We start from the raw sequence: 24020 nt of genomic DNA, 5'->3' as shown, positions 1-24020 counted from the left end.
TACAGGACCGGGAAAGCGCGCTTGACGGAAAAGCGCACCTGTGTCACTCGAAGGTCAGATCCGCCCGCCGGATACCGCCTGTTCGCTCTCGCGCCGCCCGGTGTGACCGTTCAGGCCGACGCAGTTTTGACAAATCTGTCTTCCATCCTCCCGGTTTGTCGCCCGTCCGCTGTTTGATCGTCCGAAACACGCTGTCCCGTTTCGCCATCCCGGTCCGAACACATCCGCCCTGCCCTGGTTCAACCAAGCCCGTTTGAAGAGTGTCCATGTCTGACGAGTCCCAATCCGAAACCCCGACTCTGCCGAAATCCCTGGAAGGCGTCACCAAGATGACGTTGCAGGAATTGAAGGAGAAGAAGCCGACCGAACTCCTGCAACTCGCCGAGTCGCTGGAGATCGAGAACGCGTCGACCATGCGCAAGCAGGGGATGATGTTCGCTATCCTCAAGGCGCTCGCCGATTGCGGCGTGGAGATCCATGGCGGCGGCACGCTGGAAATTCTCCAGGACGGCTTTGGCTTCCTGCGCTCGCCGGAAGCCAACTATCTCGCCGGCCCGGATGACATCTATGTTTCGCCGTCGCAGCTGAAGAAATTCGGCCTGCGTACCGGCGATACCGTAGAGGGCGAGATCCGCTCGCCGCGAGACGGTGAACACTATTTCGCGCTTCTGAAGATCAATTCGATCAATTTCACTGATCCCGAACAGGCGCGTCACAAGGTCCATTTCGACAATCTGACACCGCTTTACCCCGATGAGCGCTTCAATCTCGAACTGCCGGACCCGACCATCAAGGACCGCACCGGCCGGGTGATCGACATCGTCGCCCCGATCGGCAAGGGCCAGCGCGCCCTGATCGTCGCGCCGCCGCGCACCGGCAAGACGATGATCCTGCAAAACATTGCCCACGCCATCGAGACCAATCACCCCGACTGCTATCTGATCGTCCTGCTGATCGACGAGCGGCCGGAAGAAGTTACCGACATGCAGCGCACGGTGAAGGGCGAGGTCATCTCCTCGACCTTCGACGAACCGGCCACGCGTCACGTCCAGGTCGCCGACATGGTAATCGAAAAGGCCAAACGCCTCGTCGAGCATGGCCGCGACGTCGTCATCCTGCTCGATTCCATCACCCGCCTGGGCCGTGCCTACAACACCGTCGTCCCGAGTTCCGGCAAGGTGCTGACCGGCGGTGTCGACGCCAATGCCCTGCAGCGCCCGAAACGCTTCTTCGGTGCGGCACGCAATATCGAGAATGGCGGCTCGCTCTCCATCATCGCCACCGCACTGATCGATACCGGCAGCCGCATGGACGAAGTGATCTTCGAAGAATTCAAGGGCACGGGTAACTCCGAAATCGTGCTCGACCGCAAGGTCGCCGACAAGCGCGTCTTTCCGGCCATCGACATCCTCAAGTCCGGTACGCGGAAAGAGGAACTCCTCGTCGACAAGGTCAATCTGCAGAAGACCTATGTGCTCCGCCGTATCCTCAACCCGATGGGTGCGCAGGACGCGATCGACTTCCTGCTCGGCAAGCTGCGGGAAACAAAGACCAATTCGGACTTCTACGATTCCATGAATACCTGATTTCGCGCCATGCGAAATTGAGGCTCGCGAAAGGCCGCCGGCGGGGACTATCCTTTCCGGCGGCCTTTTTCGTTCTCAGCTTCAGAAAGCCCTGTACCCATGACCGCTACACCCGATCTCGTCCTCTATCACGGACCGAACAGCCGTTCCCTGCGGGCGCGCTGGATGCTCGAGGAGATGGGCCTGCCCTATACGCTCGAGCCGGTCGCGTTCGATCGCCGCCCCATCGGTGATGACGCCTATGGCGAGATTCATCCGCTGCGCAAGGTTCCGGTCCTGCGTGACGGGGCGGACCTGGTCCGCGACTCGATTGCCATCATGGAGTATCTCGCCGCTCGGCATGGCCCGACCGATCTGGTCCTGACGCCTGCCGAGGCCGAGTATGGCCGTTTCCTCGAATTCCTGCAGTTCGGCGAGGCCGGCATGCTGATGCCGCTCAATCTTGTCGTCGCGCACACCGCCCTCCTGCCCGAGGACCAGCGCAACCCGTCGCTGGCCAAATGGGGAAGGATGGAGTGCGACAAGCTGCTGAACTTCATCGAGACGACGGGCCTGGCCGGGGGCCGGGAGTATCTTGCTGGCGGGCGCTTTACCGCCGCGGACATTTCGGTGGGATATTCGGTCTATCTGCTGAAAATCCTGCGCCAGTTCGACCGGTCTGCCACGGGCGTCGATGCCTGGTTCAAGCGCATTACGGCCCGCGACGCCTGGAAGCGCGCCAGCGCGACCTAGTCAGCAGGTCCGGTCGGGCAGTGGTCACCGGCGCCCCCGACGGCGCGGACTGCGGCCGCGACATCGTCAACCGCCAGCACCTCGACATGCAGGCGGTCGAAGAGGGCATAATCGGCGCGGCCCTCGGCTTCGGCGCTAAAATCATGGGCCGCGGTCTCGACGCCCATACCGGTCAGGGCCGCCTCGATCCGGGCTTCGGGCACACCCCGCCCCATCCAGCTGACGACGCGTGAAAGGTCTAGTTCGGTATTGAGCAGGTGCCGCTCGGACCGGATGGCATAGGAAACGGCGATGTCCGGGTCGACCGCGAGGACAGCGGCCGCATCGGCCTCCGAATTGGTGATGACCACAACCTGACCACCCATACCGGCATCCGACGCGGCGCGCGCGGCCGCCAGCGGCGACACGGTTTTCGGATCGAGTTGAAGCAGAAGCCCCGTTTCGTTAGCGACTGCGAAGGCCTCGGCGAGGGTCGGCACGGTCTCGCCGGTTTCCCGTCCGCGCGGATCGCGCAGCCGCAGATCGCGCAGCTCGGCCAGGGCGTAGCGGTCCAGGCGGCCGCGTCCTGTCGTCGTGCGGTCGAGCGTGTCGTCATGCATGAGGACAATTTCGCCATCCGCGGTCCGGCGCAGATCGATCTCGGCGAAAGCGGCCCCGAGGGCTGCCGACTGGCGGAGTGCGGCAAGGGAATTGTCGGGAATGCCGGGACCGGCTCCGCCGCGATGGGCCGAGAGCAGCGTGGCATCGGCTTCACGCGCGCAGTCGAGCAGGGCTTCGACGGGCAGTAGGGGAGCCGGGGCAGAGTCCGGTACCGCGCCCGGCGCACAGGAGAGCAAAAGCAGGGCACCGAGGGCGGAGACCGGTTTCATGGCGATGTCCTATCCCAGGTGCGTCTGAAGGAAAGCCCGCGTCCGCGTATTGGCGAGGTCGGCTGCGCGGGCATCGAAATGCTCCCCGCCCACGCGCGCGAAAGCGTGATCCTGTTCGGGATAGTCGTGCAGTGTGACATGGGGATTATCATCAAGCCCGTCATGCATGGCTTTTTGCGCCTTGGCGTCGACGAACTGGTCCTTGCCCGCAACATGCAGCATCAGGTGACCGGAGATGTTCTTCGCTTCGTCGAGGAATTTGGGAATGTTGACCCCGTAATACCCGACACAGGCCTCGGCATCGGTCCGGCAGGCCGTGAGATAGGCCAGAAGACCACCCAGACAGTAGCCGATCGCTCCGGCCTTGCCGGTCGACTGTTTGTCACGCCGGGCGACCGCGATGGTTTCGGCGATGTCCTTGACCCCGGTATCAGGATCGAAGCGGCTCATCAGGTCGAACGCCTTGTCCCATTCGGCCTTGGTCTTGTCGGTCAGCTCGACACCGGGTTCGAGCCGCCAGAACAGGTCGGGACAGATGGCGACATAACCCTGCCCGGCCAGATCGTCGCAGATATCGCGCATCACCAGGTTGATGCCGAAGATTTCCTGGATGACGACGAGAGCCGGGCCGGGCCCGCCACCTTCGGGAGCGGCGCGATAGGCCGGGAAGTCGCCATCGGGGCTCTTGATTGTGATCATCTCGCTGGGCATGGGGAGGTCTCCTTGCTGTTGCGGCTTGGCGGCGGGGTCTGCCCGCCTCTATGCTCAACCCTTCAAGCATCAAGCGAGGCACGGATGAAGGTCAAGGTCGATATCGATTGTACGCCGGAGGAGGCCCGGACCTTTTTCGGCTTGCCCAATGTGACGCCGCTGAACGACGCACTGGTCGAAGAGATGACCAAGCGGATGCAGGAGAATATCGGCGCGCTGGAACCTGAAGCCCTGATGCGCAACTGGATGAGTTTCGGCGGACAGATGCAGGACCAGTTCATGTCGCTGATGCGTCAGGCGTCCGGTGACACCAAGGGCTGACCGGCCGCACACCGGCGCTTTGCGATGACGGACACGATATTCGCCCTGTCAACGCCGCCGGGCCGGTCCGGCGTGGCGGTGATCCGTCTCAGCGGTGCCGGTTCCGGAGCGATTCTCGATGCCCTGGCCGGCAAACCTCGCCCGCGACCGCGCGAGGCGGCGCTGCGCCGTCTGCGTGACCGGCAGAACGCAACGCTCGACCGGGCGCTCGTCCTCTGGTTTCCCGGCCCGGCCAGCTTTACCGGGGAGGACAGCGCCGAATGTCATGTCCACGGTGGCGAGGCGGTCATTGAGGGTGTGTTCGAGGCTTTGCGGGCCGAGGGCGCGCGTCCGGCCGAGGCCGGGGAGTTCACACGCCGGGCGTTCGAGAATGGCAAGCTGGACCTCACCGAAGCCGAGGGGCTCGCCGATCTCATCGAGGCCGAGACCGAGGGTCAGCGCGAACAGGCGCTTGCCCAGATGGGCGGGGCGCTGAAAACGCTTTACGAGGGCTGGCGCGAAGATCTGATCGCCATCCTCTCCGCGATCGAGGGAGAGATCGATTTTCCCGACGAGGACGATGTACCCGGCGCGCTGGCGGCCACGGCGGGTCCGGGCGTCGGAGCGCTGATCGCGGCGCTGGAAACCCACCTTGATGACGACCGGCGCGGCGAGATCGTCCGGCGCGGCTTCACCATTGCCATCATCGGGGCTCCAAACGCCGGAAAGTCAAGTATTCTCAATCGCTTGGCGCGTCGCGAGGCCGCCATCGTTACCGATATTCCCGGCACGACACGGGATATTGTCGAGGTGCGCCTGGTGCTGGCCGGATTCCCGGTCATTCTCGCCGATACGGCGGGTCTGCGCGAAGCCTCTGACCGGGTTGAGGCTGAGGGCGTGCGCCGCGCGCTGGAGCGGGCGCGCGATGCGGATCTCAGACTGGGCGTGATCGACGGGACAGATAAGGGTGCCCGCCCACCGGACGCCCTGCGCGATGGCGATATCCTGATCGTCAACAAGAGCGACCTTGGGGCTTCCGATTCTCTTGGAGCGATCGCTGTCTCAGCGACAACTGGAGCGGGGTTCGACGCTCTGGAAGCCGAGCTGTCGGCCCGTGTCGCGGCCCGGCTGTCACGGCGCGAAGCTCCCGCCCTCTCCCGTGCTCGTCACCGCGAGGCGGTTGAAGCAGCCCTGTCGGCGCTCAGGCGCGGGCGGGCGCGGCTGATCGATGCGCCCGAACTCGCCGGTGAGGATGTGCGTCTGGCCATTCGCGCAATGGAAAGCCTGACCGGCCGGATTGATGTCGAGGACGTACTCGACCGGGTGTTCTCCCAGTTCTGTATTGGCAAATAAGGCGCTACTCGCTCACTTCAGGCAGGCCAATACCATGCCGGTCGAGAACAGCCTGCAAGTCCGCCGTGTCGTCAAGCACGGCCCGGTAGATGTCGAGATAGTGCGTATTGCTTTCCAGCTCGGCCCGCGCCGCCTCCTCTCCAACGAAGTGCGAGAGCCCACGGAGTTCAAGCAGGCAGACCAGGAGGTGGAGCGCATTGCTCTGTTCGTCCCTTGCCCCGTGCGGATAGCCGACCGGAATGTCGGGATACATCGCGGCAAAGTCGGCCATCGCCGCGTTACGCGCATCCGGGAATGTGTTGACATACCAGTGGAGTTGCTCGTGCAGGAAGGTCGCAAGCAGGCCCGTGTCATTCTCGAGATAGCGCGTATGAAGCGTCAGCACCGGATGGCTGTGCGGAATGGCGGCGCGATCAATCTCGACAGTGCGCGTCCAGACGAGATCCCAGGGCGCGTGCGTTTCCATCAGGCGGTGGAGCTGCTGTGCGGTTTCGATCTCGTCAGCCGTACCGTTGGCCGTGGTGACTTCGAGCCTGGGGGCCAGCTCGGCCTGAACCAGGACAAGGGTGATGAAGGCGAGGATCGGGGTCATTGAGGGCTCCAGATCAAATTCCTGATCGGTCTATCCTAGGCCCGGACGCCCCGCGTTTCACGTGAAACATGAGGCCAGGCGCTCGACAGGATCGTGTTGCGGCATTATGGAAGCCGCCCGTCCCGTCAGGCGGGCAAGCAAGCGAGGACCCGGGCGATGGATCGCTGGGACGTCATTGTGATAGGCGGCGGACACGCCGGGTGCGAAGCGGCTGCGGCTGCGGCGCGCTTTGGCGCGTCGACCCTCCTCCTGACCCACAAGCGCGCCACCATTGGCGAGATGTCCTGCAACCCGGCCATTGGCGGTCTTGGCAAGGGCCATCTCGTGCGCGAGATCGATGCGCTCGACGGGCTGATGGGTCGTGTTGCGGATGCGTCGGGCATTCAGTTCCGCCTGCTCAACCGCTCCAAGGGCCCTGCCGTGCGCGGTCCACGCACCCAGAGCGACCGCAAGCTCTACCGCGAAGCGATGCAGGCCGAGCTGGCGCGTATGGATGGCCTGACCATCGTCGAAGCGGCGGTGGAAGACCTGATCACGGATGCGTCCGGCCGGGTCTGTGGTGCGGTCGCGGCCGATGGGCGCGAATTCCGCGCTGCAGCCGTGGTCCTGACGACGGGAACGTTCCTGAAAGGCATGATCCATCGCGGTGAGGAACGCATTCCCGCCGGGCGGCATGGCGAGGCACCAGCTAATGGTCTGTCCGACCAGCTTTATGCGCTCGGTCTTAGGATTGGCCGGCTGAAAACCGGAACGCCCGCCCGGCTCGACGGGCGGACCATTGATTGGGCCGGCCTGGACATGCAGGCGGCTGACGACACGCCGGTGCCCTTTTCCTTCCTCACCGACCGGATCACGGTGAAGCAAATCGCCTGCGGCATCACCCGCACGACGCAAGCCACGCACCGGATCATCGCGGAGAATATTCGCCGTTCTGCCGTCTATGGCGGTGCGATCTCCGGACGCGGGCCGCGCTATTGCCCGTCCATCGAGGACAAGATCCACCGCTTTGCCGACCGGACCAGCCACCAGATATTCCTCGAACCGGAAGGACTCGACGATCCGACCGTCTACCCCAATGGCATCTCGACCTCGCTGCCCGCGGATATTCAGGACGCCTTCCTGAAAACGATTCCGGGGCTGGAGCGTGCTGAAGTGGTCCGCCACGGCTATGCGATCGAATATGATTATGTCGATCCACGTGAGCTGAGTCGCGGGCTGGAAGTCCGCGCGGCGCCGGGCCTGTTCCTCGCCGGGCAGATCAACGGCACGACGGGGTACGAAGAAGCCGGTGCGCAGGGTCTCGTCGCGGGGCTCAATGCGGCGGCCCAGGCCGGAGGCCGCGCCGACCCTGTCGTCTTCGACCGGTCCCAGGCCTATATCGGCGTCATGATCGACGATCTCGTGACGCGCGGCGTCAGCGAGCCCTATCGCATGTTCACCAGCCGCGCCGAATACCGGCTCACCCTGCGCGCCGATAATGCCGACCAGCGGCTGACAGGCGCGGGTATCGATCTCGGTGTCGTCGGAAGAACTCGGCGAGACGCGTTCGTATCGAAGCAACGCGATCTCGCTGAACTTAAGGAGACGGTCTCCCGACTCTCCCTGACTCCGCCTGAAGCCCAGAAGGCGGGTCTGAAGGTCAACTCGGACGGCAAGCGCCGGACGGCGATGGAGCTTCTGGCATATCCAACAATTGGTTGGGCCGATATTGCTCGAGTCTGGCCGGAATTGTCAGGAATCCCGGCCGCACTCTCCGAGCAGGTCGAGATCGAAGCCCTCTATGCCGGCTATCTCGACCGTCAGGATGCTGACATCCTGGCTTTTCAACGTGACGAACAAGTACGAATCCCGGCTGGTCTGGACTATGCGGCGGTTGGCGGGTTGTCGAACGAGGCCCGTGAGAAGCTCGAGCGCGCTCGCCCCGATACGCTGGGACAGGCCGCGCGGATTGAGGGTGTGACGCCGGGCGCGCTGACAGCTGTTCTGGCCCACCTGAAATCCGTTCAGCGCCGTACAGGCTGATGCGATGAGCCAGGCAGCGTTCCAGGCCGCAACTGATGTTTCACGTGAAACATTGCAGAAATTCGTCATCTGGGAACGGCTCCTGAACGACTGGAGCGCTCATACCAACCTCGTCGCCCGCAGCACGCTACCCGATTTCTGGGAGCGGCATGCGCTCGATTCCTGGCAGGTGTTCGAGGCGGGGCCGGATGGTGCGGCGCGCTGGGCCGATATCGGATCGGGTGCGGGTTTCCCCGGCCTTGCGATTGCGCTGGGGCTGGCCGACCGCGGCGTAGCGGACGCTCAGGTCTACCTGGTCGAGTCGATCGGCAAAAAGGCCGCCTTCCTGCGCGAGGTCGTGAAAGAAACGGGAGCGCCCGCGACAATTCTCTGTCAGCGCGCGGAGACACTCGACCCCGCTCTGGCCGTGGATGTGGTGACCGCGCGGGCCGTTGCTGCGCTGCCCAAACTCCTCACCCTGTGCGATCCCCTGTTGAAAACCGACGCAACAGGGCTGTTTTTGAAGGGTGCGCGGCATGGCGAGGAATTGACCGAAGCGCGCAAATACTGGACGTTTGACGCCACGGTCATACCCAGTCGTACCGGCGACGGGGCCATCCTCAAGCTGAAGAATGTTGCCCATGTCTGAATCCAGAAGAGCGCCGAAAGTCATTGCCGTTGCCAACCAGAAGGGCGGGGTGGGCAAGACCACCACGGCCATCAATCTGGGGACCGCCCTCGCCGCCATCGGCAAGGCGGTCGTGCTGCTCGATCTCGACCCGCAGGGCAATGCCTCGACGGGGCTGGGCGTACCGCCGTCGGAACGCCGCTCAACCAGTTATGATGTGTTGGTCGGCGAGCGCCCGCTGAAAGAGACGCTGGTCGATACGCTGGTGCCGGGCTTGCGCCTGGCCCCGTCCGACCCGGATCTTTCCGGAGCCGAGATCGAACTGGCCTCGGCCCCGCGTCGGTCCTACCGGCTGCGCAAGACGATCGAGCGCTATCGTGATGACCTCGCCGACCGGGGCGAGCGCTGTGATTATGTCCTGATTGATTGCCCACCCTCGCTGAACCTGCTGACGGTTAATGCCATGACGGCCGCCGATTCAGTCCTGGTGCCGCTGCAGGCGGAATTCTTCGCGCTCGAAGGGCTGTCCCAGCTGATGCGGACCGTGGATCTGGTCAAGGCGAACCTTAATACCGGTCTCGCCATCCAGGGCGTGGTCCTGACCATGGTCGACACCCGCAACAATCTCTCGCGGCAGGTCGAGGACGATGTCCGCGCCCATTTCGGCGACAAGGTCTACAAGACCGTGATTCCCCGCAATGTCCGGGTGTCCGAGGCCCCGTCCTTTGGCAAGCCGGTCCTGCTGTATGATCTTCAGTGCGCTGGCAGCCAGGCCTATGCCGGTCTGGCGCGCGAGCTCGTCCAGCAGGAGCGCGGCCAGGCCGCCGGAAATATCAGGGAAATGGCATGAGCGCCGAACGTACACGCGGCCTGGGCCGCGGTCTCTCCGCCCTTTTAAGTGACAGTGAGGGCAGCGACGAAAACACCCAGACATCCAGTGGTTTGGCCGGTGTCCGTACGTTGCCGATCGAGCAGGTATCCGCCAATCCCGACCAGCCGCGCCGACAGTTCAGCGAGGCCGATCTGACCGCACTCGCCGAGTCGATCGCCGAAAAAGGTGTGCTTCAGCCGATCCTGGTGCGCCCGGCCCCGAAAGGCGACGGCTACCAGATCGTCGCCGGTGAACGCCGCTGGCGTGCAGCCCAGCGCGCCCGGCTGCACGAGATCCCGGCGCTGGTGCGCGATTTCACCGATCGCGAAACACTTGAAATCGCCATCGTCGAGAATGTCCAGCGCGCCGACCTGGATCCGGTCGAGGAAGCCCGCGCCTATCGCCAGCTGGTAGATCGCTTCGGGCACAGCCAGGACGAAATCGCCCGGGCCGTTTCGAAAAGCCGAAGCCATGTCGCCAATTCGATGCGTCTCCTCACCCTTCCGGACAGCATCCTGACTCTTCTTGCCAACGGCGAGTTGAGCGCCGGGCATGCGCGTGCGCTCATCAAGAATCCTGACGCTGAGAAACTCGCCGAACTTATTGTTTCAAAGGGGCTTTCGGTTCGAGAGGCCGAAGCCCTCGTCAAGGCTGGTGACAGTCGCAATGCGCCGGAAACCAAATCTCGTTCCGGACGCAGCAAGGATACCGATACCCGCGCGCTGGAGGCTGATCTCGCCAATCGTCTCGGCCTTGCGGTCGATATCCGGCACGGCAAGGGCTCGCAAAAGGAAGCCGGTGAAATCCGTGTCCAGTACACGACGTTGGAACAACTCGACGATCTCTGCCGGCGGCTGTCCGGCTCAGCCGGATAGGCGTTCCGCTCTCAGGGCCAGCTTCGCCAGCAAGTCCCCGCCCAGCGCCTCGACCGGGGCGCGCCCGTGCTTCATCGCCCGCTCGGCCTGAAAGGCGGCATCACGCGCCGCTTCCAGGGCAGCCCCGCGCCACAATCCGCACTGCCGCGAAAATCCGGACGCCGCAGGCCCAAAACGCGGGGCACCCAGACGTTGCGCGCCCTGAACACCGCCGCCGGAATGGACCTCGCCGATCTGGTCGAGACGGCGCTGCAGCGCCCGCAATACGCCCACCGGGCTCACGCCGGCATCAAGGGCGCGATGATAGGCGGCATCGGCAAGTGCGCTCTGCCCGCCCAGGGCCGCATCGATGATCCCGTTTAGCTCGGCATCACCGCCGCCAACGCTGCAGGCAAGGATGTCGGCTTCACCAATCTCATCATCACCGTCGGCGCGTTGGCCTCTCAGCCCTTTGTAAAGTATAAGCTTTTCGATCTCGGAGCGGGCCAGCGACCGGTCCCCTTCCAGCGACGGGATAAAGCGCGTCCGCGCCTCCGGGGTCAGTTTCAGACCTTCTGCCGCCAGGCTTTCCTCGATCAGGTGAGCCAGATCGCCCGGCGAATCCGAATAGCAGGGCGCGGCCAGTGCGGACTTCGACCCTTCAAACGTCTTGCGGAGTTTTCCGGCCGGCTTCAATTCACCGGCTTCGACGATCAGCGTGGCTTCCGCTGTCAGCGTACCGGCATCGAAATCCGCAATGAAGGCCGCCGCCGGGGCGCCCGCCGATTCGGTGGAGACGCGTAGTCGGACCAGACGGGCGCCACCGATCATCGACAACGCCGCCATCGCATCAGCCAGAGCGGCCGGATCGGCTTTCAAGTCATCTTCGGTGAGGGATGTCACCGCGAACGGGTCGTCCAGATCGGGAATGATCGATTTGGCGAGCGTGTCGGCGCGTTCCCGCACCAGGCCGCGGTCAGGACCGTAGATCAGGAATGCTGTTACATTCCGTGCCTTGAGAAGGCCGGTTCCGACCTCGCCGGCAGAGAGTTTCACGACGGGTTGGCGCGCCGCAGATAGCGCGCGACATGCGCCGAAATCCGCTCTGCCGCATCGCGCGCCGCACGCTCTTCGGCGTCCCGGCGGGCGCTTTCCGCGGCATAGGGCTGGGTCGGCACGTCATAGGCCGCTTCGGACCGCACATAATCCTGTACGACAATCTCGCCGGTGGAGAGGTCCTGCAGCGTGAACGTCACCGTCATCACCAGGGCAAAGCGCGTCGCGATATCGTCCGCGCCAACACCGAGGCCCGCTGCCGCGATATCCGGCTCGGCCACGAGGCGGTAACGCTGGGTTCCGGAAGGTGCCCCGAACCGGTCGCGCAGTGATTCGGCCAGCAATTGCGCGGGACGGTCGCGTCCGGGAATGTCGACATCTACGCTGCGGATCGCCGCAACATCGCTGCCTGTCGCATACATGGGCTGGAAACCGCATCCCGCCAGAAGTGCGGTGAAAGCCAGAAGGGCGGCGAACGGGAGGAATCGGATCAGGGTCATGTCGCCACTATATTCACGATCCGCCCGGGAACCACGATCACTTTTCTGACCGTCAGCCCTTCAAGCGCCCGAACAACCCCTTGGGTCGCCAGTGCGGCGGCCTCCGCGGCGTCTTTTCCGGCGTCTTTGGCAAGCACGATCTCGTCGCGCCGCTTGCCATTGACCTGTACGGCAATGGTGACGGTATCGTCCTGCAACAGGGCCGGATCGGCGTCCGGCCAGGGTGTTTCGACCAGAAGGCGCGAGCCACCCAGGCGGCTCCAGCATTCCTCGGCGAGGTGCGGCATGAAGGGCGAAATCATGCGCGCCAGCAGGCCGAGCGCTTCGCTGCGTGCCGCCAGAGCCGGTCCGTCAACCGGTTCGGTGTTCAAACGGCGCAGCGCATTGACCAGGTCGTGAACGCGGGCAACGGCATTGTTGAACCGGAAGCCCTCGATGGCCGCCGAAACATCGTGAAGCGCCTTGTGGGCGGCCCGGCGCAGTTCCAGCGCGTCACCCTCGGCATCTGTTGCAACCGAATCAGGCCCGGGTGCGCCCCCGGGGTGCGCGTCGACCAGCGACCAGATCCGCTGGATAAAACGCCATACGCCTTCTACGCCTTCATCAGTGTACTCGACATCACGTTCGGGCGGAGAGTCCGACAGAACGAACCAGCGTGCGGCATCGGCTCCGAAATCCTCGATGAAAGCGTCCAGATCGACGACATTCTTCTTCGATTTCGACATCTTTTCGACCGCGCCGACCGTGACCGGTTTGCCGGTCGCAATTTCGACGATCTTGCCTGACCGGCTCTCCACCTCTTCCGGTAGTAGCCAGCGGCCATCTGCGGCCCGATAGGTCTCGTGGGTCACCATGCCTTGCGTGAAGAGGCCGGCAAACGGCTCACCGCCGGGCATGTCGATCAGACCGCAATCATGCAGGGCCCGCGTAAAGAAGCGCGCATAAAGCAGGTGGAGAATGGCGTGTTCGACACCGCCGACATACTGGTCGACCGGCATCCAGGCGGCCGCCTCGGCCGGATCGAACGGTGTGTCCGTCGTCCACGGCGAGGTAAAGCGCAGGAAATACCAGGACGAACACACGAAGGTGTCCAGCGTATCGGTCTCGCGCCGCGCCGGCTGGCCGCACTCCGGACAGTCCACCGCTTTCCAGCTCTCGTGCCGGGTAAGCGGATTGCCTGGCTTGTCGAACGTGACGTCTTCAGGAAGGGTCACCGGAAGCTGGTCCTCGGGCACCGGAACCACACCGCAGCTGTCGCAGTGGATGATCGGGATCGGGCAACCCCAATAGCGCTGGCGGGAGACCAGCCAGTCGCGCAGCCGGTACGTGGTCGCGCCCTCGCCCAGCTTCAGCGATTCCAGCCTGGCAATCGCGGCCTCAATCGCCTCGGCGGACGTCAGCCCGTTGAGGAATTTCGAATTATAGATCGTACCGTCACCGGTATAGGCGGTGTCGTCGATCGCGTGACTGTCGGCATCCGCACCCGGTGGCAGCACAACCGGCGTCACCGGAAGATCATATTTACGCGCGAAGTCGAGATCGCGCTGATCGCCGGCTGGCGAGCCGAAAATGGCTCCGGTTCCATAGGAGGACAGCACGAAATTGGCTGACCAGACGGGGATTTCCCATTTCGGATCAAAGGGGTGGCGTACCTTGACCGACAAATCGAACCCGCGCTTGGGCGCCTTCTCGATCTCTTCCTGCGAGACGCCGGTGCGCTGGCAGTAGTCGGCAAAGGCCTCGATCGACGGATCGTCTTCGGCAAGCGCCTTGACGATGGCATGGTCGGGTGCAAGTGCCAGGAAGCTGGCCCCGAACAGCGTATCGGGCCGGGTCGTGAACACCTCGATCCCCGGTGCGCCGAAACGTTTCTCGTCGTCCTTTTCCACGAAGGGGAAAAGGACTTTCGCGCCGCGCGACCGTCCGATCCAGTTGCGCTGCATGACCCGGACCTTGTCCGGCCAGCGCTCGAGCGTGTCGAGCCCGTCCAGAAGCGCGTCGGCATAGTCGGTAATCTTGAAGAACCACTGGTCGAGTTCACGGGTCACCACTATGGCCCCGGAGCGCCAGCCGCGGCCGTCGACGACCTGCTCATTGGCCAACACGGTCTGGTCGACCGGGTCCCAGTTCACACTCGCCTTCTTGCGGTGAACCAGTCCGGCCTTGAACAGCTTCACGAAAATCGCTTGCTGGTGCTTGTAATAATCCGGGTCGCAGGTGGCGACTTCACGGGACCAGTCGATGGCCAGGCCCAGCCGCTTGAGCTGGTCGCGCATGACCCGGATATTCTCATGGGTCCAGGCACCGGGATGTACGCCCCGGTCGCGCGCCGCATTCTCAGCCGGAAGGCCGAACGCATCCCACCCCATCGGATGCAGGACGTTAAACCCCTTGGACCGCTTGTAGCGGGCAATGACGTCGCCCATGGCGTAATTGCGGGAATGGCCGACATGGATGCGCCCCGACGGATAGGGGAACATCTCCAGCACATAGTAATTCTCGCGATCGCCGCCGGTGGCCGGACCGGCTGTGTCCACACCGGACTCAGCCCAGCGGGCCCGCCATTTCGGCTCGGATTCGCGCGGATTGTATCGGGTCATGACTTTCGGGTGCGCCGACTCTTCAGACTCGAAACGGCGCGACCGGCTCCCTAGCCCTCAAGTGTCGCGATACGCAGCTGGCGCGCGCGCGTGAGGATGGCGTTCTCGATCTCGATGGCGGTTTCCGGGTTGACGTTGGCGTCGACCCATTGACCGTCCGCGCCCTGTTCCTGGCGGAACACGCGCACGGCCAGCGCATCGGCGCGTAGTCGTGTATCCAGGATATAGACCGTCGCCTTGAACCGTTCGCTGGGAAGCTGGGGATTGGCATACCAGTCAGTGATGATGACACCGCCGAACGGATCGACTTCCTGCAGCGGCATGAAGCTGATCGTGTCGAGACTGGCGCGCCACAGGAAGCTGTTCACGCCGATCCCGGCCACTTCCTCATTCTGCGAACCGCCAAAGCCCGGAACGCTGGGAAGCCGCAGACCGCTTCCGGACCGGGCTTCGGTTTCGGCGTCATCGCCGCCGCCAAAGGTCGAGCAGGCCGGCGTCAGGGCCAGCGCCGCGCCCAGCAGCGCCCAGGATATGATACGGTGAGCGGTCATCAGGCGGAACTCCCTAGAAGGTCGGGTAAAAATCTCTTTTCCACGCGTTCGGATCAAATGCGCAAGCCCGCTCTATAACACGCAGCGCGCGCGGCGCCAGCGCCAAAGGGCACTCGCCCCCACCACCGCCGTCTGTTGCGGCCCAGCAACAGCCCGCCACCGTTTCGCCGCAATTGTCGTCAGCCAGCCTTGACGGCAAGCGCGGGCTCGCCTCCCTTAGCGCTCGAACGTCCGGGGGGACGGGGCCGATCGGTGAGGCCGCGAGCATCACATGCCGAACGCAGGCGCAATATATTCCGGCGCCGTGATCGCCATGCTCGCGGCCACGCCGGCGCACTCTCAGTCAGACAATTCCACTACGAATAGTGCCCGTTTGGGAGCGTTCGAGCTCGAGTCCGATTTCGACGCCGGACTGGTCGCTGCTGCGGGGGATTCCTTCGGCCGGTTCTCAGGCCTGTTTGCCGATCTTGATGCCCGCATACAGGCCGAGGCGATCACCGATGCCGGCGTACGCTGGGGTGCCGTCGTGCGCCTGCGCGCGCAGGCGGATCATGGCCGTAACGGGTTTGACGGCCAGGCCGGAAGCTGTCTTGCCACCGGGCCGGGTTCGGATTGTCACGGATTTGGGGCGCGCAGCCTCGCCACGGGCCGCTACAATTCCGTCGAGACCGGTTCGCCGGACCGGATCCAGGCCGCTGCCGAAGCGGCCTATGGCTATGTCCGCTTCGGCTGGGGCGAGATCCGCGCCGGGCGGACGCAGGGCGCGGCCGCGCTCGACCAGCCCCTGCCGCCGTCGGCCTTCCGCCTGGTCAACGCCGGTGGCGGACCGATCGACCCGACGGGCCTGGAAGCCGGCCTAGCGCGCAACTCGCTTTCGGGGTTTAGCACGCGGGTCCTGGTGCGCAGCGAGCGCGTTCTGGGCCTGCGCGCGGCGCTTTCCTATACCGGTCAAAGCGAAGGCTGCGGGGTCGATTATTGCGTTCACGAGACCACAGACGGGACCGTCACACCGCCGGTGGGTGCCCCGGTGCCGGTCCGGCTGCAGGGCAATACGCTCAACTCCGTGATCGAGGCGGGCGTGAGTTTCGACCACACCTTCCGTGATGCGGGCCGGGTCGAACTGGGCGCCGGCCTTCTGCTGGCCGAACCGGACCGCGCCGCGCCGGGTTCCGATGATGTTCGGTCCTGGTCGGTCTCCGGGCGCTGGACGTTCGAAGACTGGTCAGCCGGTTTCTCCCATCTCGACGTGCGCCAGACCGCCGGTCAGGCCTATCAGGCGACGGCCGCCGCGATCAGCCTCGACCGGGGCGACTGGCGGTTTGCCGCCGAGGGCGCGCTGTCCAGCGACGATTTCCTGCATGAGGAGTCCCGGCTGGTGCAGATTGGTGCGTCGCGCCTGGTCGGCGATCATGCGCTGATTGGAGCAGGGGTTCGAACCATCGACACCGATGGCGCGTTGAGTACGGCGGGCGGGCGCGTACAGGTGCGCCGGTCGGCAACCAGTTTTTTCGTAGAGCTGGGAGTCCGTTACTGAGAATCCTCACCTGGGGGAAAAATCACAACGAGGACCTTCGCAGGCGCGAGTCATTATCGTATATTGGAGTCCGTTGAGGGAGCAGTTTCGTGGACAAGATCACGAAATTCAAAGGGTTAGCGACTGTTTTGTCGGCTGCGGCTTTGCTGGCTGCGGCCCCGTGCGCCTTTGCGGACCCCGACTTGACAGCCGGTGATGACGCCCAGCCCTGGTATGAGGCCTTCACCTTCTCGACCGATGCGACCATCGCGCCGGGTGTGACTCTCAACGACACCGAGACCCAGATCGACTGGAATGCCGGTGAGCGCTGGGGCTTCACCCTCGGCATCGATAGCGATCCGGATTCCCAGCTCAATCTCGATACGATCGAGACGGGCGTCTATTTTGACGTCGGCAGCCGTTTCCGCTTTCGCGGTGCGGTCCGCCTGACTGCTCCCGATGCGCTCTATGTCGGCACCCATGACGACGAACGCGCCCCGGAAGTGAAGTTCGAATCCGCGCTCCGCTTCTAGTCTTTCACACCTGACACCGTGGCAATGCCGGCCAGGCCGAGCCGATTGGCATGCGCGATATCCCGCGCGCGCATCCCGCCCAGCGCATAAACCGGAAGGCCCGCACGCCGGGCCATCAGGCCTGCCCGATGCAGGCCCAATGGCGAACCGGCGCCCGGGCTGAGCGTGGGACGAACGGGTGACAGAAAGGCCGCGTCCATACCGGCCTGACCGGCACGGCGCAGGGCGGAGGCCGAATGCGCCGATGCAGTCATGACAAATCCTGGACAGCGGCGCTGCCACGCGGCGGCATGGGTCAGGCGCGCTTCCGGCCAGTGCACACCCGCCGCACCGCACTCAAGGGCAAGGTCAGCATCGGCGGCGATCAACAGTGTCCAGCCCCGGCGAACAGCCTGTCGGGACAGCCAGCCCGCCTCGTTGAAGCGCTGCGAATTGCCAAAATGGCGATAAACGAGCCCCCAGTCCTCCGGTACGCGCCGCGCCCAGGCCGTGAGGTCAGGGAAACGGCGCGGATCGCTGAAGGCAAAGGCGGACGGCAATTCACGAGCGCTTGCCGCGCGCCCGCCTCTGCCATAACACCGCCTCGTCATGTCCGATTCCGCCTCCGATATCGCGTCCCGCCGCGCCGCAATCCTGTCGCAAGCCGCCCGCGCGGCACAAGAGGCCGGGCGCAAAGCCGATGACGTGACACTGGTCGCGGTCTCCAAGCGCCAGCCCGACGCCCGGATCGATGCCGCCCTGAAGGCCGGGCAGCGCGTCTTCGGGGAAAACCGCGTCCAGGAAGCACAAGCCCACTGGGCCGTGCGGCGTGCCGATTATCCGGATCTCGAATTACGCCTGATCGGATCTTTGCAGAGCAACAAGGCCGCCGATGCAGCCGAACTCTTTGATGTCATCGAGACGCTGGACCGGGACTCGCTCGCCAAGGCCCTGCGCAAGGCGTTTGATGCCGGTTCACCGGTGCCGCGCCTCTATGTGCAGGTCAATACCGGCGCGGAAGACCAGAAATCGGGCGTCGCCGTGGCTGAGACACAGGCTTTTGTTGACCGGATGCGGCACGAGTTCGGGTTTGAGATCGAGGGTCTGATGTGCATTCCGCCGGTCGGGGAACCCGCCGGGCCGCACTTCGCCCTGCTGGCCGGTCTCGCACAGGCCGCCGGTGTCGAGAAACTCTCCATGGGGATGAGCGCGGACTTCGAGACCGCGATCCGCTTTGGTGCGACCTCGATCCGCGTCGGCTCGGCACTCTTCGGGGCGCGCGAGGCCTAAGCGATCACGAGATGATCGCCGGGCTGTGCCCTGGCGAGAAAGGCTTCAAGATCGGATTTCTGCAGCGCGATGCAGCCTTCGGTCGGCGCGTAATCTTCCCGCGCGCAATGCAGAAAGATTGCGGAGCCCATTCCCGGCACCGGCGGGTCGTCATTATGCCCCAGGACAACGACGATGTCGTAAAGCCCGTCCTCCCGGATCATGCGCTCGCAGGACGCCGGATAGGGCAGTCGGACCGGTCGGTTATAGCCCGGGTCGCCGGGCGCATCGCACCAGCCATCGTCAGCCTGAATGGCGCGAACCGGCAACGCGGTTGCGGGCCGGTCACCCCGGTCCGCGCGATAGAGAACCCGGCGGATCGCGTACCGCCCCAGCGGGGTCGCGCCATCGCCCTCGGCCTTGTCGGTTTCGGGTTTGATGCCCCCCTTGCCCAATGCGGCGCGGACACCCAGCCCGTCAGGATCGAACAGGCCTTTCGCGGTGACAGTCCAGTCGGTCATGACGGAATCCCTGCCGGGAATGGCGGACAGCGGAGCGGTGGTCGGCGCGGGACGCCGCTTCCGGCCCGAACGGTCCAGACCGGCGTCCCGATGCGCCTCCCCCACCACGGAGGTTCCGCACGGTGGGAACTCCGCCGCGCGTTGAGCGTTAACCCTGCAATTTCCTTGCCGTTTCACCAGGCTGTGATTGGCCTTCTGCACCATGTCCGGGCAGTAAGAACCGGCAGAATGTGCCGGGCAAGCGCGTCCGGTCGGCAGGAATTGCCTAAGTCAGAAAAACCGGCATGATCAGGCGCGATGACCGTACAGAAGACCATTCTCATCATCGATGATGATGACGATCTGCGCGAAACGCTCGGCGAGCAATTCGCGCTTCACCAGGAATTCAATGTCCGCGATGCGGCCACGGCCGGCGGCGGCATGCAGGCGGCCCGTGACGAACGCATCGACGTGATCCTGCTCGACGTGGACCTGCCCGACATGGATGGCCGCGAAGCCTGCCGCATGATGCGCAAGAATGGCGTCACGGCACCGATCTGCATGCTGACGGGACAGAACACCGATGCCGACCAGATCCTTGGTCTCGATTCCGGTGCCAATGACTATGTCACCAAGCCGTTCAAATTCTCGGTTCTTCTGGCCCGGGTGCGCGCACACCTTCGCAGCCATGAGCAAAGCGAGGACGCCGTTTTCCAGATTGGCCCGTATGAATTCCGGCCCTCGATGAAATTGCTCCTGACGGCGGACGAGAAGAAAATCCGTCTGACCGAGAAGGAGGCCAATATCCTCAAATACCTCTATCGCGCGGGCGGCAAACCGGTCCCGCGTGATGAGTTGCTGCACGAAGTCTGGGGCTATAATCCGGCGGTGACGACCCACACGCTCGAAACCCATGTCTACCGGCTGCGCCAGAAGATCGAACCGGATCCGGCCCATGCCCGCATCCTGATTACCGAGAGCGGCGGCTACCGCCTGCAGGGGTAGAGCCGATGCCGGGGGGCGGGATTTTGTCACTTGCAGCCATCCCGACGACCGACCGGTTGACCGTCCTGGCCGGGGCACTGGCGGTGTTCATTTTCGTGTCGGGTGCCAGTGCCAGTCAGGATGGACGCGTGACGATCTCCGAATCCGAAAGCGAAAGCCATTACGAGGTCACCGGCCTGACGCCGCGCCACCTGGCCAACTCCTTCCGCAACCAGCCCCGGCGCGGGGAAATGGCCCGCACCGATGGCGGCCTGTCGCTGGCCTTTGATTTTGCCTATGGCGGTGAGGGCTGCCGCCTCACCGGCGGTGACATCGCCATTACCATCCACACCACCTATCCGCGCTGGCGCGAACGGGATCGGGGTCCGCAAGTCATGCGCGAGGAGTGGGATCGCTTCATGGCCGCCTTGCGTGAACACGAGACCATCCATGGCGACCTGTTCCGCGACGAGGCGCACCGGCTGGCGGGCCGGCTCGAAAACCTGCCGCCATCCCCCAGCTGCGACGGGTTGCACCAGTCCATCGCAGCCGAGCGTGAGCGCTTTGACCGCGATATCAATGCGGCGCAGGCGGCCTATGAGATCCGGACCCGCAATGGCGCCAGCCAGGGTGCCCGGCTGCGATTCCGCGAGATGGGCAGCGCTGACTAGAGCGACAGCCGCAAGGTGACCGGGACGTGGTCGGAGGGCTTCTCCCGGCCGCGTTCGGCTTCCCAGATGGTGAAGGCGTCCCGTCCGGCAGACAGGGCCGCATCACGCAGGGCCGGCGAGACCCAGATATGGTCGAGCCGGCGGCCCCGGTTCGAGGCGCGGTAATCCCGGCTGCGGTAACTCCACCACGTGTAGAGTTTTTCTGGCTCGGGAATGAGTTCGCGCGCGACGTCGAGGAAATCAGCGGATTTGCGGACCCGGTCCAGGCCTTCGGTTTCGACCGGCGTGTGGGACACCACTTTCAGCAACTGCTTATGTGACCAGACATCGTGCTCATACGGCGCAATATTGAAATCCCCGACCAGCACCATCGGCGCGTTCTCGGCCTTGCGGGCCGCGAAACAGTCCGCCATGCGCGCGATGAAATCGAGCTTGTGTTCAAAGCGCGGATTGATGGCCGGATCGGGTTCGTCTCCACCTGCCGGTACATAGAAATTATGCAATTCCACACCGGCGACCCGGACGCGTTGATGGCGGGCTTCGCCGCGCAGGCACATGTCTTCGTCCGGCAGGTCTTCCAGCGGCAGGCGCGAGGCGATGGCCACACCATGCATCCCCTTCTGCCCGCGGACATGGAAGTGGGAATACCCCATCTCGCGGAAGGCGGCCTCGGGAAACTCCTCGGTCCGGCACTTGATTTCCTGCAGGCAGAGCACGTCGGGCTTCACCCGCTCGACATAGGGCGCGATCAGCGGCCCGGCCCTCAGGCGCACCGAATTAACATTCCAGGTGGCGATAGTGATCGCGGCCATGGGCAAATTCCTCGGGTTTCTCGGTCCTACAGAATGTTCAGCGTCGTGCCGGCCAGCCCGATCGGCCAGCGTCCGCGGGCAAAGAGCCGCCAGCGGGCAAGGAAAGGATGGGCCGGATCGTCGTCTTCGGCCTCAGCCAGGATGACCAGCGCGGCTCCGTCCGCAGCGCGCACGATCATGCCGGCCGCGGCATTGCGCAGCGCCTCGTCCTCGACATCCTCGAACAGCGAGCCTTCCCCGGTCGCATATTGCGCGGCTTCTCCGGCCTGCATGGAGACATAGGCCAGCAGGGCCTGGATCGCTTCTTCGTCCAGCCGTTCGGCTGCCCGGTCGACAAGGCCGGCGCGCAACATCTCCTCGGCCTCCCAGCCTTCTGGGTCGCGGTCCAGCGCTTCGGCCGCATCAGCCGCCTCGTCCCAGTCCGATACCAGCGCGGCCTCGGCATGGGGAAAGCCCAGCCCGTCGAGATAAGCGCGGGCGAGGTCGGCTTCGCGGGCGTCGAGCCGCTCACCGAGCCGGGCCATCAGCGGCAGGGTCGCAAATCCGTCGGCAAAGGCCCGGGCCTTGTAGAGCAGCGGGATTTCATCAAGCAGGCGCGGAAGGTCGATATCGGACATGGGACAATCGGGCCGGATGGGTTCGGGAGGGCCCTGTCTAGCTTTCCTGCGCCCGGCCCGCCACCATGAAAAACGCCCGGCCGCGAGGGGGAGCGGCCGGGCGTCAATCAGAGCTCTGCGCAAGGCCTGCGCAAACGCCAGAAGGGGTTAGTCTCTCCAGCGTGGCCAGCCATCCTCCAGATCCGCAAGCGGGGGGACGACGCCGATCCAGTGACGGCCAACCAGCCGTCACATTAAAGACACGCCAGAAAACTTTTTCAAATGAAAAATTCGTCAGCTATTGCGCGTTGCAATAACGCAACATTGCAAACTGTTTCAGCGACGCCGGTCGCGGCGATCCCCGGTGTCATCCTCAAGGACAAAAAGCCGCGGATCGAGATCGATGCCGGTCTCGATATCCTCGAGCATGACCCGTGTAGTCAGGCCCAGGGAATCCACGGCAAACCATTGCGTCAGCTGGTAGGTGGCGGCGTCGAACAGGAACACCACCTCGCCGTCCATCTCGCCGTCGGGGTCGGCCAGGGTCGCGTAAACAAAGCCGTCCTCTTCCCAGAGACTGACAATCTCGGCGTCGGCCGCCAGGTCGACCTCGTCCTTCAGCAACCACCAGAGCGGCGTGGACCGCAACGGCGCGCGATCTGTCGTGCCAAGCTCGGCGTCACGAATCGCGACCGTGCCGCCGCCCGCCACGACCAGCAGCGGTGACGGTTCGGCATATTCGAAGCGCAGCCGGCCCGGGCGGCGCAGGCTCAGTACGCCATGCTCGGCCGTCCCGTCGGGCGAGACCTGGGTGAAGTTCGCGCGCAGCGTCTCAACATCATTGAGCGCGGCATTGATCCGGTCGAGCGCGGCCTCGGGGTCGAAAGCGTCCGACGTCACAACGGCCTCGCTCCCAGCCGCATCGGCAGACGCGGTACTGGCCGGTTCAGCCTCCTGGGCGAAAAGCGTCAAGGCGAGAAGAAGTGCGTGTGTCATGGCGGTCTTTTAACGCGCCGATTGCGGCGCGGTCATGGCGAAACCGTACAGGACTCAGTCATTCACGACGATGTCAGCGGCGCTAACCTCGCCTGAATTGAAGTGAGGCGTATAGACCCGGTTTCCGACGATGGTGAAATCATTGGTATAGGTCTCGTCCGCACGGACGTCTTCCAGCACCGTCACCGTGCCATCCTCAGCGATATGATAGGTCTGGCCCGGCCATTCATTCCCCAGATAACCGCCACCGGGCAGAGGCGCGATGCCGTCCCCATCCCCAATGCCGGTGGCGATCTCGGTGACGTTCCGGCTCTCCCGGTCTATGGCAACCAGGCGGCCGGCCATCGTGATCAGCAGCATGCGATCCTCTTCCAGCCACAATCCATTGGCCGCGGCCATCAGCGGGTCTTCGGCCCAGACGCTGACGATACCGCCGGAAAGCTGGTAGATGCGCGCCGTTCCGGAATCCGAGACATAGATCGTGCCGTCCGCCCCGGCGATGGCGTCATTCAGGAAACGCGACCCCTCAGCCAGGTGCCGGCTCAGCACAGCGCCGGTGGCCAGGTCGATTTCCACAATATCGGTGATATCGGTGACATAGATCCGGTCTCCATGACGGGCGAGGCCTTTCGGCGCGTTCAGCCCCTCTTCGGCCCAGCGCAAGGTCTCGATCTCACCATCGAGCGTCATCCGGGAAATATAGCCGTTCCCGTCCACATCGCCGCCTTCGCCTGCGACGTTCGACACGTAGAGAAAACCGGTTTCGGAGACGAATAGCGCACTTTCGGGATTCTCGAACCCGCCCGTGCGCCACACCGGCTCCAATGTGACCGCCAGCGCACCAGCGTCCTGGGCCCAGACCGGTGTCGTGGCAGTACCGTACAGCAGAATTCCGGCAATGAGTGAACGCATGAAAAAGCCCTCCGCGAGATGATCTGGCGGAAAGCTGGCACAGGCCCGCCC

26 protein-coding genes are annotated in these 24020 nt (G+C 64.3%); 13 read left to right on the top strand and 13 right to left on the bottom strand.

Features of this window, described 5'->3' with window-relative positions; translation table 11 throughout:
• Nucleotides 1–266 precede the first annotated feature (266 nt).
• Both rho and V0U35_RS01665 read left to right on the top strand, forming a co-directional pair.
• A complete protein-coding gene (rho, locus tag V0U35_RS01670; RefSeq protein WP_373696340.1) occupies nt 267–1586 on the top strand; it encodes a transcription termination factor Rho in 1320 nt (439 codons plus the stop codon).
• Nucleotides 1587–1685: 99 nt separating this feature from the next.
• The gene (locus tag V0U35_RS01665) at nt 1686–2318 is read left to right on the top strand and encodes a glutathione S-transferase family protein (RefSeq protein ID WP_330194908.1); all 633 of its coding nucleotides are present in this window, start codon (nt 1686–1688) and stop codon (nt 2316–2318) included.
• Here the strand turns inward: V0U35_RS01665 and V0U35_RS01660 are convergent.
• Together V0U35_RS01660 and V0U35_RS01655 are read right to left on the bottom strand one after the other, a co-directional pair.
• Complete coding sequence (locus tag V0U35_RS01660; RefSeq protein ID WP_330194907.1) at nt 2315–3187, bottom strand: glycerophosphodiester phosphodiesterase family protein; 873 nt, start codon at nt 3185–3187, stop codon at nt 2315–2317. The genes V0U35_RS01665 and V0U35_RS01660 overlap by 4 nt on opposite strands.
• A gap of 9 nt (nt 3188–3196) precedes the next feature.
• Nucleotides 3197–3898: a dienelactone hydrolase family protein gene (locus V0U35_RS01655; protein WP_330194906.1), complete on the bottom strand. Its 702-nt coding sequence runs from the start codon at nt 3896–3898 to the stop codon at nt 3197–3199.
• Nucleotides 3899–3982: 84 nt separating this feature from the next.
• Here V0U35_RS01655 and V0U35_RS01650 point away from each other — a divergent pair, with 84 nt between their 5' ends.
• Together V0U35_RS01650 and mnmE are read left to right on the top strand one after the other, a co-directional pair.
• Entirely contained in the window at nt 3983–4219 is a 237-nt protein-coding gene (locus V0U35_RS01650; protein WP_330194905.1) for a DUF6489 family protein, read from the top strand.
• Between the two features lie 24 nt (nt 4220–4243).
• The gene (gene mnmE / locus V0U35_RS01645; protein ID WP_330194904.1) at nt 4244–5551 is read left to right on the top strand and encodes a tRNA uridine-5-carboxymethylaminomethyl(34) synthesis GTPase MnmE; all 1308 of its coding nucleotides are present in this window, start codon (nt 4244–4246) and stop codon (nt 5549–5551) included.
• A gap of 4 nt (nt 5552–5555) precedes the next feature.
• Here the strand turns inward: mnmE and V0U35_RS01640 are convergent, their stop codons facing one another.
• Entirely contained in the window at nt 5556–6143 is a 588-nt protein-coding gene (locus V0U35_RS01640) for a hypothetical protein (protein ID WP_330194903.1), read from the bottom strand.
• Nucleotides 6144–6299: 156 nt separating this feature from the next.
• On the opposite strand from V0U35_RS01640, the gene mnmG reads away from it, so the two are divergent.
• From mnmG to V0U35_RS01620, 4 genes are read left to right on the top strand one after another with little or no spacing between them, the layout of a single operon-like run.
• Nucleotides 6300–8165, top strand: a complete 1866-nt coding sequence (gene mnmG, locus V0U35_RS01635; protein WP_330194902.1) for a tRNA uridine-5-carboxymethylaminomethyl(34) synthesis enzyme MnmG — start codon at nt 6300–6302, stop codon at nt 8163–8165.
• Between the two features lie 4 nt (nt 8166–8169).
• Complete coding sequence (gene rsmG / locus V0U35_RS01630; RefSeq protein ID WP_330194901.1) at nt 8170–8793, top strand: 16S rRNA (guanine(527)-N(7))-methyltransferase RsmG; 624 nt, start codon at nt 8170–8172, stop codon at nt 8791–8793.
• Nucleotides 8786–9622, top strand: coding sequence for a ParA family protein (locus V0U35_RS01625; protein WP_330194900.1), 837 nt, complete (start codon nt 8786–8788; stop codon nt 9620–9622). The genes rsmG and V0U35_RS01625 overlap by 8 nt, the downstream gene beginning before the upstream one ends.
• On the top strand, nt 9619–10518 hold the full coding sequence (locus tag V0U35_RS01620) for a ParB/RepB/Spo0J family partition protein (RefSeq protein ID WP_330194899.1): 900 nt from the start codon (nt 9619–9621) through the stop codon (nt 10516–10518). The genes V0U35_RS01625 and V0U35_RS01620 overlap by 4 nt, the downstream gene beginning before the upstream one ends.
• On the opposite strand, the gene holA is transcribed toward V0U35_RS01620, so the two are convergent.
• Genes holA through V0U35_RS01600 form a run of 4 tightly spaced genes read right to left on the bottom strand, consistent with a single transcriptional unit; the run spans nt 10507 to nt 15204 of the window.
• The gene (gene holA, locus V0U35_RS01615; protein WP_330194898.1) at nt 10507–11553 is read right to left on the bottom strand and encodes a DNA polymerase III subunit delta; all 1047 of its coding nucleotides are present in this window, start codon (nt 11551–11553) and stop codon (nt 10507–10509) included. The two genes, V0U35_RS01620 and holA, sit on opposite strands and share 12 nt — an antisense overlap.
• Nucleotides 11550–12053 (bottom strand): LPS assembly lipoprotein LptE, encoded by a 504-nt coding sequence (lptE, locus tag V0U35_RS01610; protein ID WP_330194897.1) that lies wholly within the window; start codon nt 12051–12053, stop codon nt 11550–11552. The genes holA and lptE overlap by 4 nt, the downstream gene beginning before the upstream one ends.
• The gene (leuS, locus tag V0U35_RS01605) at nt 12050–14653 is read right to left on the bottom strand and encodes a leucine--tRNA ligase (RefSeq protein WP_330194896.1); all 2604 of its coding nucleotides are present in this window, start codon (nt 14651–14653) and stop codon (nt 12050–12052) included. The genes lptE and leuS overlap by 4 nt, the downstream gene beginning before the upstream one ends.
• A gap of 50 nt (nt 14654–14703) precedes the next feature.
• The gene (locus tag V0U35_RS01600) at nt 14704–15204 is read right to left on the bottom strand and encodes a DUF3576 domain-containing protein (protein ID WP_330194895.1); all 501 of its coding nucleotides are present in this window, start codon (nt 15202–15204) and stop codon (nt 14704–14706) included.
• A 271-nt stretch (nt 15205–15475) separates the two neighbouring features.
• Here V0U35_RS01600 and V0U35_RS01595 point away from each other — a divergent pair, with 271 nt between their 5' ends.
• Complete coding sequence (locus V0U35_RS01595) at nt 15476–16738, top strand: porin (RefSeq protein WP_330194894.1); 1263 nt, start codon at nt 15476–15478, stop codon at nt 16736–16738.
• 89 nt (nt 16739–16827) lie between these two features.
• Nucleotides 16828–17250 carry an NtrZ family periplasmic regulatory protein gene (locus V0U35_RS01590; protein WP_330194893.1) on the top strand — a complete coding sequence of 141 codons (423 nt, stop codon included), beginning with the start codon at nt 16828–16830 and terminating at the stop codon, nt 17248–17250.
• On the opposite strand, the gene V0U35_RS01585 is transcribed toward V0U35_RS01590, so the two are convergent.
• Nucleotides 17247–17840 (bottom strand): thiamine phosphate synthase, encoded by a 594-nt coding sequence (locus V0U35_RS01585; RefSeq protein WP_330194892.1) that lies wholly within the window; start codon nt 17838–17840, stop codon nt 17247–17249. The two genes, V0U35_RS01590 and V0U35_RS01585, sit on opposite strands and share 4 nt — an antisense overlap.
• On the opposite strand from V0U35_RS01585, the gene V0U35_RS01580 reads away from it, so the two are divergent.
• Nucleotides 17839–18519, top strand: coding sequence for a YggS family pyridoxal phosphate-dependent enzyme (locus V0U35_RS01580; RefSeq protein WP_330194891.1), 681 nt, complete (start codon nt 17839–17841; stop codon nt 18517–18519). The genes V0U35_RS01585 and V0U35_RS01580 overlap by 2 nt on opposite strands.
• Here the strand turns inward: V0U35_RS01580 and V0U35_RS01575 are convergent.
• The gene (locus V0U35_RS01575) at nt 18516–19019 is read right to left on the bottom strand and encodes a L,D-transpeptidase family protein (RefSeq protein ID WP_330194890.1); all 504 of its coding nucleotides are present in this window, start codon (nt 19017–19019) and stop codon (nt 18516–18518) included. The genes V0U35_RS01580 and V0U35_RS01575 overlap by 4 nt on opposite strands.
• Nucleotides 19020–19316: 297 nt before the next feature.
• Here V0U35_RS01575 and V0U35_RS01570 point away from each other — a divergent pair, with 297 nt between their 5' ends.
• Nucleotides 19317–20003 (top strand): response regulator transcription factor, encoded by a 687-nt coding sequence (locus V0U35_RS01570; RefSeq protein ID WP_330194889.1) that lies wholly within the window; start codon nt 19317–19319, stop codon nt 20001–20003.
• A gap of 23 nt (nt 20004–20026) precedes the next feature.
• Nucleotides 20027–20653: a DUF922 domain-containing protein gene (locus V0U35_RS01565; RefSeq protein ID WP_330194888.1), complete on the top strand. Its 627-nt coding sequence runs from the start codon at nt 20027–20029 to the stop codon at nt 20651–20653.
• Here the strand turns inward: V0U35_RS01565 and V0U35_RS01560 are convergent.
• From V0U35_RS01560 to V0U35_RS01545, 4 genes are all read right to left on the bottom strand, one after another.
• Nucleotides 20650–21465 carry an exodeoxyribonuclease III gene (locus tag V0U35_RS01560; protein ID WP_330194887.1) on the bottom strand — a complete coding sequence of 272 codons (816 nt, stop codon included), beginning with the start codon at nt 21463–21465 and terminating at the stop codon, nt 20650–20652. The two genes, V0U35_RS01565 and V0U35_RS01560, sit on opposite strands and share 4 nt — an antisense overlap.
• A 26-nt stretch (nt 21466–21491) precedes the next feature.
• Nucleotides 21492–22082 carry a hypothetical protein gene (locus V0U35_RS01555; protein ID WP_330194886.1) on the bottom strand — a complete coding sequence of 197 codons (591 nt, stop codon included), beginning with the start codon at nt 22080–22082 and terminating at the stop codon, nt 21492–21494.
• Between the two features lie 315 nt (nt 22083–22397).
• Nucleotides 22398–23057: a LolA family protein gene (locus tag V0U35_RS01550; RefSeq protein ID WP_330194885.1), complete on the bottom strand. Its 660-nt coding sequence runs from the start codon at nt 23055–23057 to the stop codon at nt 22398–22400.
• A 54-nt stretch (nt 23058–23111) separates the two neighbouring features.
• On the bottom strand, nt 23112–23969 hold the full coding sequence (locus V0U35_RS01545) for an SMP-30/gluconolactonase/LRE family protein (RefSeq protein WP_330194884.1): 858 nt from the start codon (nt 23967–23969) through the stop codon (nt 23112–23114).
• Between the last annotated feature and the right edge of the window lie 51 nt (nt 23970–24020).

This window comes from Hyphobacterium marinum (assembly GCF_036330325.1).
In the GTDB taxonomy this organism is placed as follows: Bacteria; Pseudomonadota; Alphaproteobacteria; order Caulobacterales; family Maricaulaceae; genus Hyphobacterium; species Hyphobacterium marinum.
Note: the sequence above shows the minus strand (reverse complement) of the source record. Positions and strands in the feature narration are given on the sequence as shown.

Coding starts and splice junctions, on each gene's coding strand:
- V0U35_RS01545 (WP_330194884.1), bottom strand. CDS start 23,969: ATGCGTTCACTCATTGCCGGAATTCTGCTGTACGGTACTGCCACGACA.
- mnmG (WP_330194902.1), top strand. CDS start 6,300: ATGGATCGCTGGGACGTCATTGTGATAGGCGGCGGACACGCCGGGTGC.
- V0U35_RS01655 (WP_330194906.1), bottom strand. CDS start 3,898: ATGCCCAGCGAGATGATCACAATCAAGAGCCCCGATGGCGACTTCCCG.
- V0U35_RS01555 (WP_330194886.1), bottom strand. CDS start 22,082: ATGTCCGATATCGACCTTCCGCGCCTGCTTGATGAAATCCCGCTGCTC.
- V0U35_RS01570 (WP_330194889.1), top strand. CDS start 19,317: ATGACCGTACAGAAGACCATTCTCATCATCGATGATGATGACGATCTG.
- V0U35_RS01650 (WP_330194905.1), top strand. CDS start 3,983: ATGAAGGTCAAGGTCGATATCGATTGTACGCCGGAGGAGGCCCGGACC.
- leuS (WP_330194896.1), bottom strand. CDS start 14,653: ATGACCCGATACAATCCGCGCGAATCCGAGCCGAAATGGCGGGCCCGC.
- V0U35_RS01665 (WP_330194908.1), top strand. CDS start 1,686: ATGACCGCTACACCCGATCTCGTCCTCTATCACGGACCGAACAGCCGT.
- lptE (WP_330194897.1), bottom strand. CDS start 12,053: ATGACCCTGATCCGATTCCTCCCGTTCGCCGCCCTTCTGGCTTTCACC.
- V0U35_RS01600 (WP_330194895.1), bottom strand. CDS start 15,204: ATGACCGCTCACCGTATCATATCCTGGGCGCTGCTGGGCGCGGCGCTG.
- V0U35_RS01620 (WP_330194899.1), top strand. CDS start 9,619: ATGAGCGCCGAACGTACACGCGGCCTGGGCCGCGGTCTCTCCGCCCTT.
- V0U35_RS01585 (WP_330194892.1), bottom strand. CDS start 17,840: ATGACGAGGCGGTGTTATGGCAGAGGCGGGCGCGCGGCAAGCGCTCGT.
- V0U35_RS01625 (WP_330194900.1), top strand. CDS start 8,786: ATGTCTGAATCCAGAAGAGCGCCGAAAGTCATTGCCGTTGCCAACCAG.
- V0U35_RS01640 (WP_330194903.1), bottom strand. CDS start 6,143: ATGACCCCGATCCTCGCCTTCATCACCCTTGTCCTGGTTCAGGCCGAG.
- V0U35_RS01660 (WP_330194907.1), bottom strand. CDS start 3,187: ATGAAACCGGTCTCCGCCCTCGGTGCCCTGCTTTTGCTCTCCTGTGCG.
- V0U35_RS01550 (WP_330194885.1), bottom strand. CDS start 23,057: ATGACACACGCACTTCTTCTCGCCTTGACGCTTTTCGCCCAGGAGGCT.
- V0U35_RS01580 (WP_330194891.1), top strand. CDS start 17,839: ATGTCCGATTCCGCCTCCGATATCGCGTCCCGCCGCGCCGCAATCCTG.
- V0U35_RS01595 (WP_330194894.1), top strand. CDS start 15,476: ATGCCGAACGCAGGCGCAATATATTCCGGCGCCGTGATCGCCATGCTC.
- rsmG (WP_330194901.1), top strand. CDS start 8,170: ATGAGCCAGGCAGCGTTCCAGGCCGCAACTGATGTTTCACGTGAAACA.
- mnmE (WP_330194904.1), top strand. CDS start 4,244: ATGACGGACACGATATTCGCCCTGTCAACGCCGCCGGGCCGGTCCGGC.
- rho (WP_373696340.1), top strand. CDS start 267: ATGTCTGACGAGTCCCAATCCGAAACCCCGACTCTGCCGAAATCCCTG.
- V0U35_RS01575 (WP_330194890.1), bottom strand. CDS start 19,019: ATGACCGACTGGACTGTCACCGCGAAAGGCCTGTTCGATCCTGACGGG.
- V0U35_RS01560 (WP_330194887.1), bottom strand. CDS start 21,465: ATGGCCGCGATCACTATCGCCACCTGGAATGTTAATTCGGTGCGCCTG.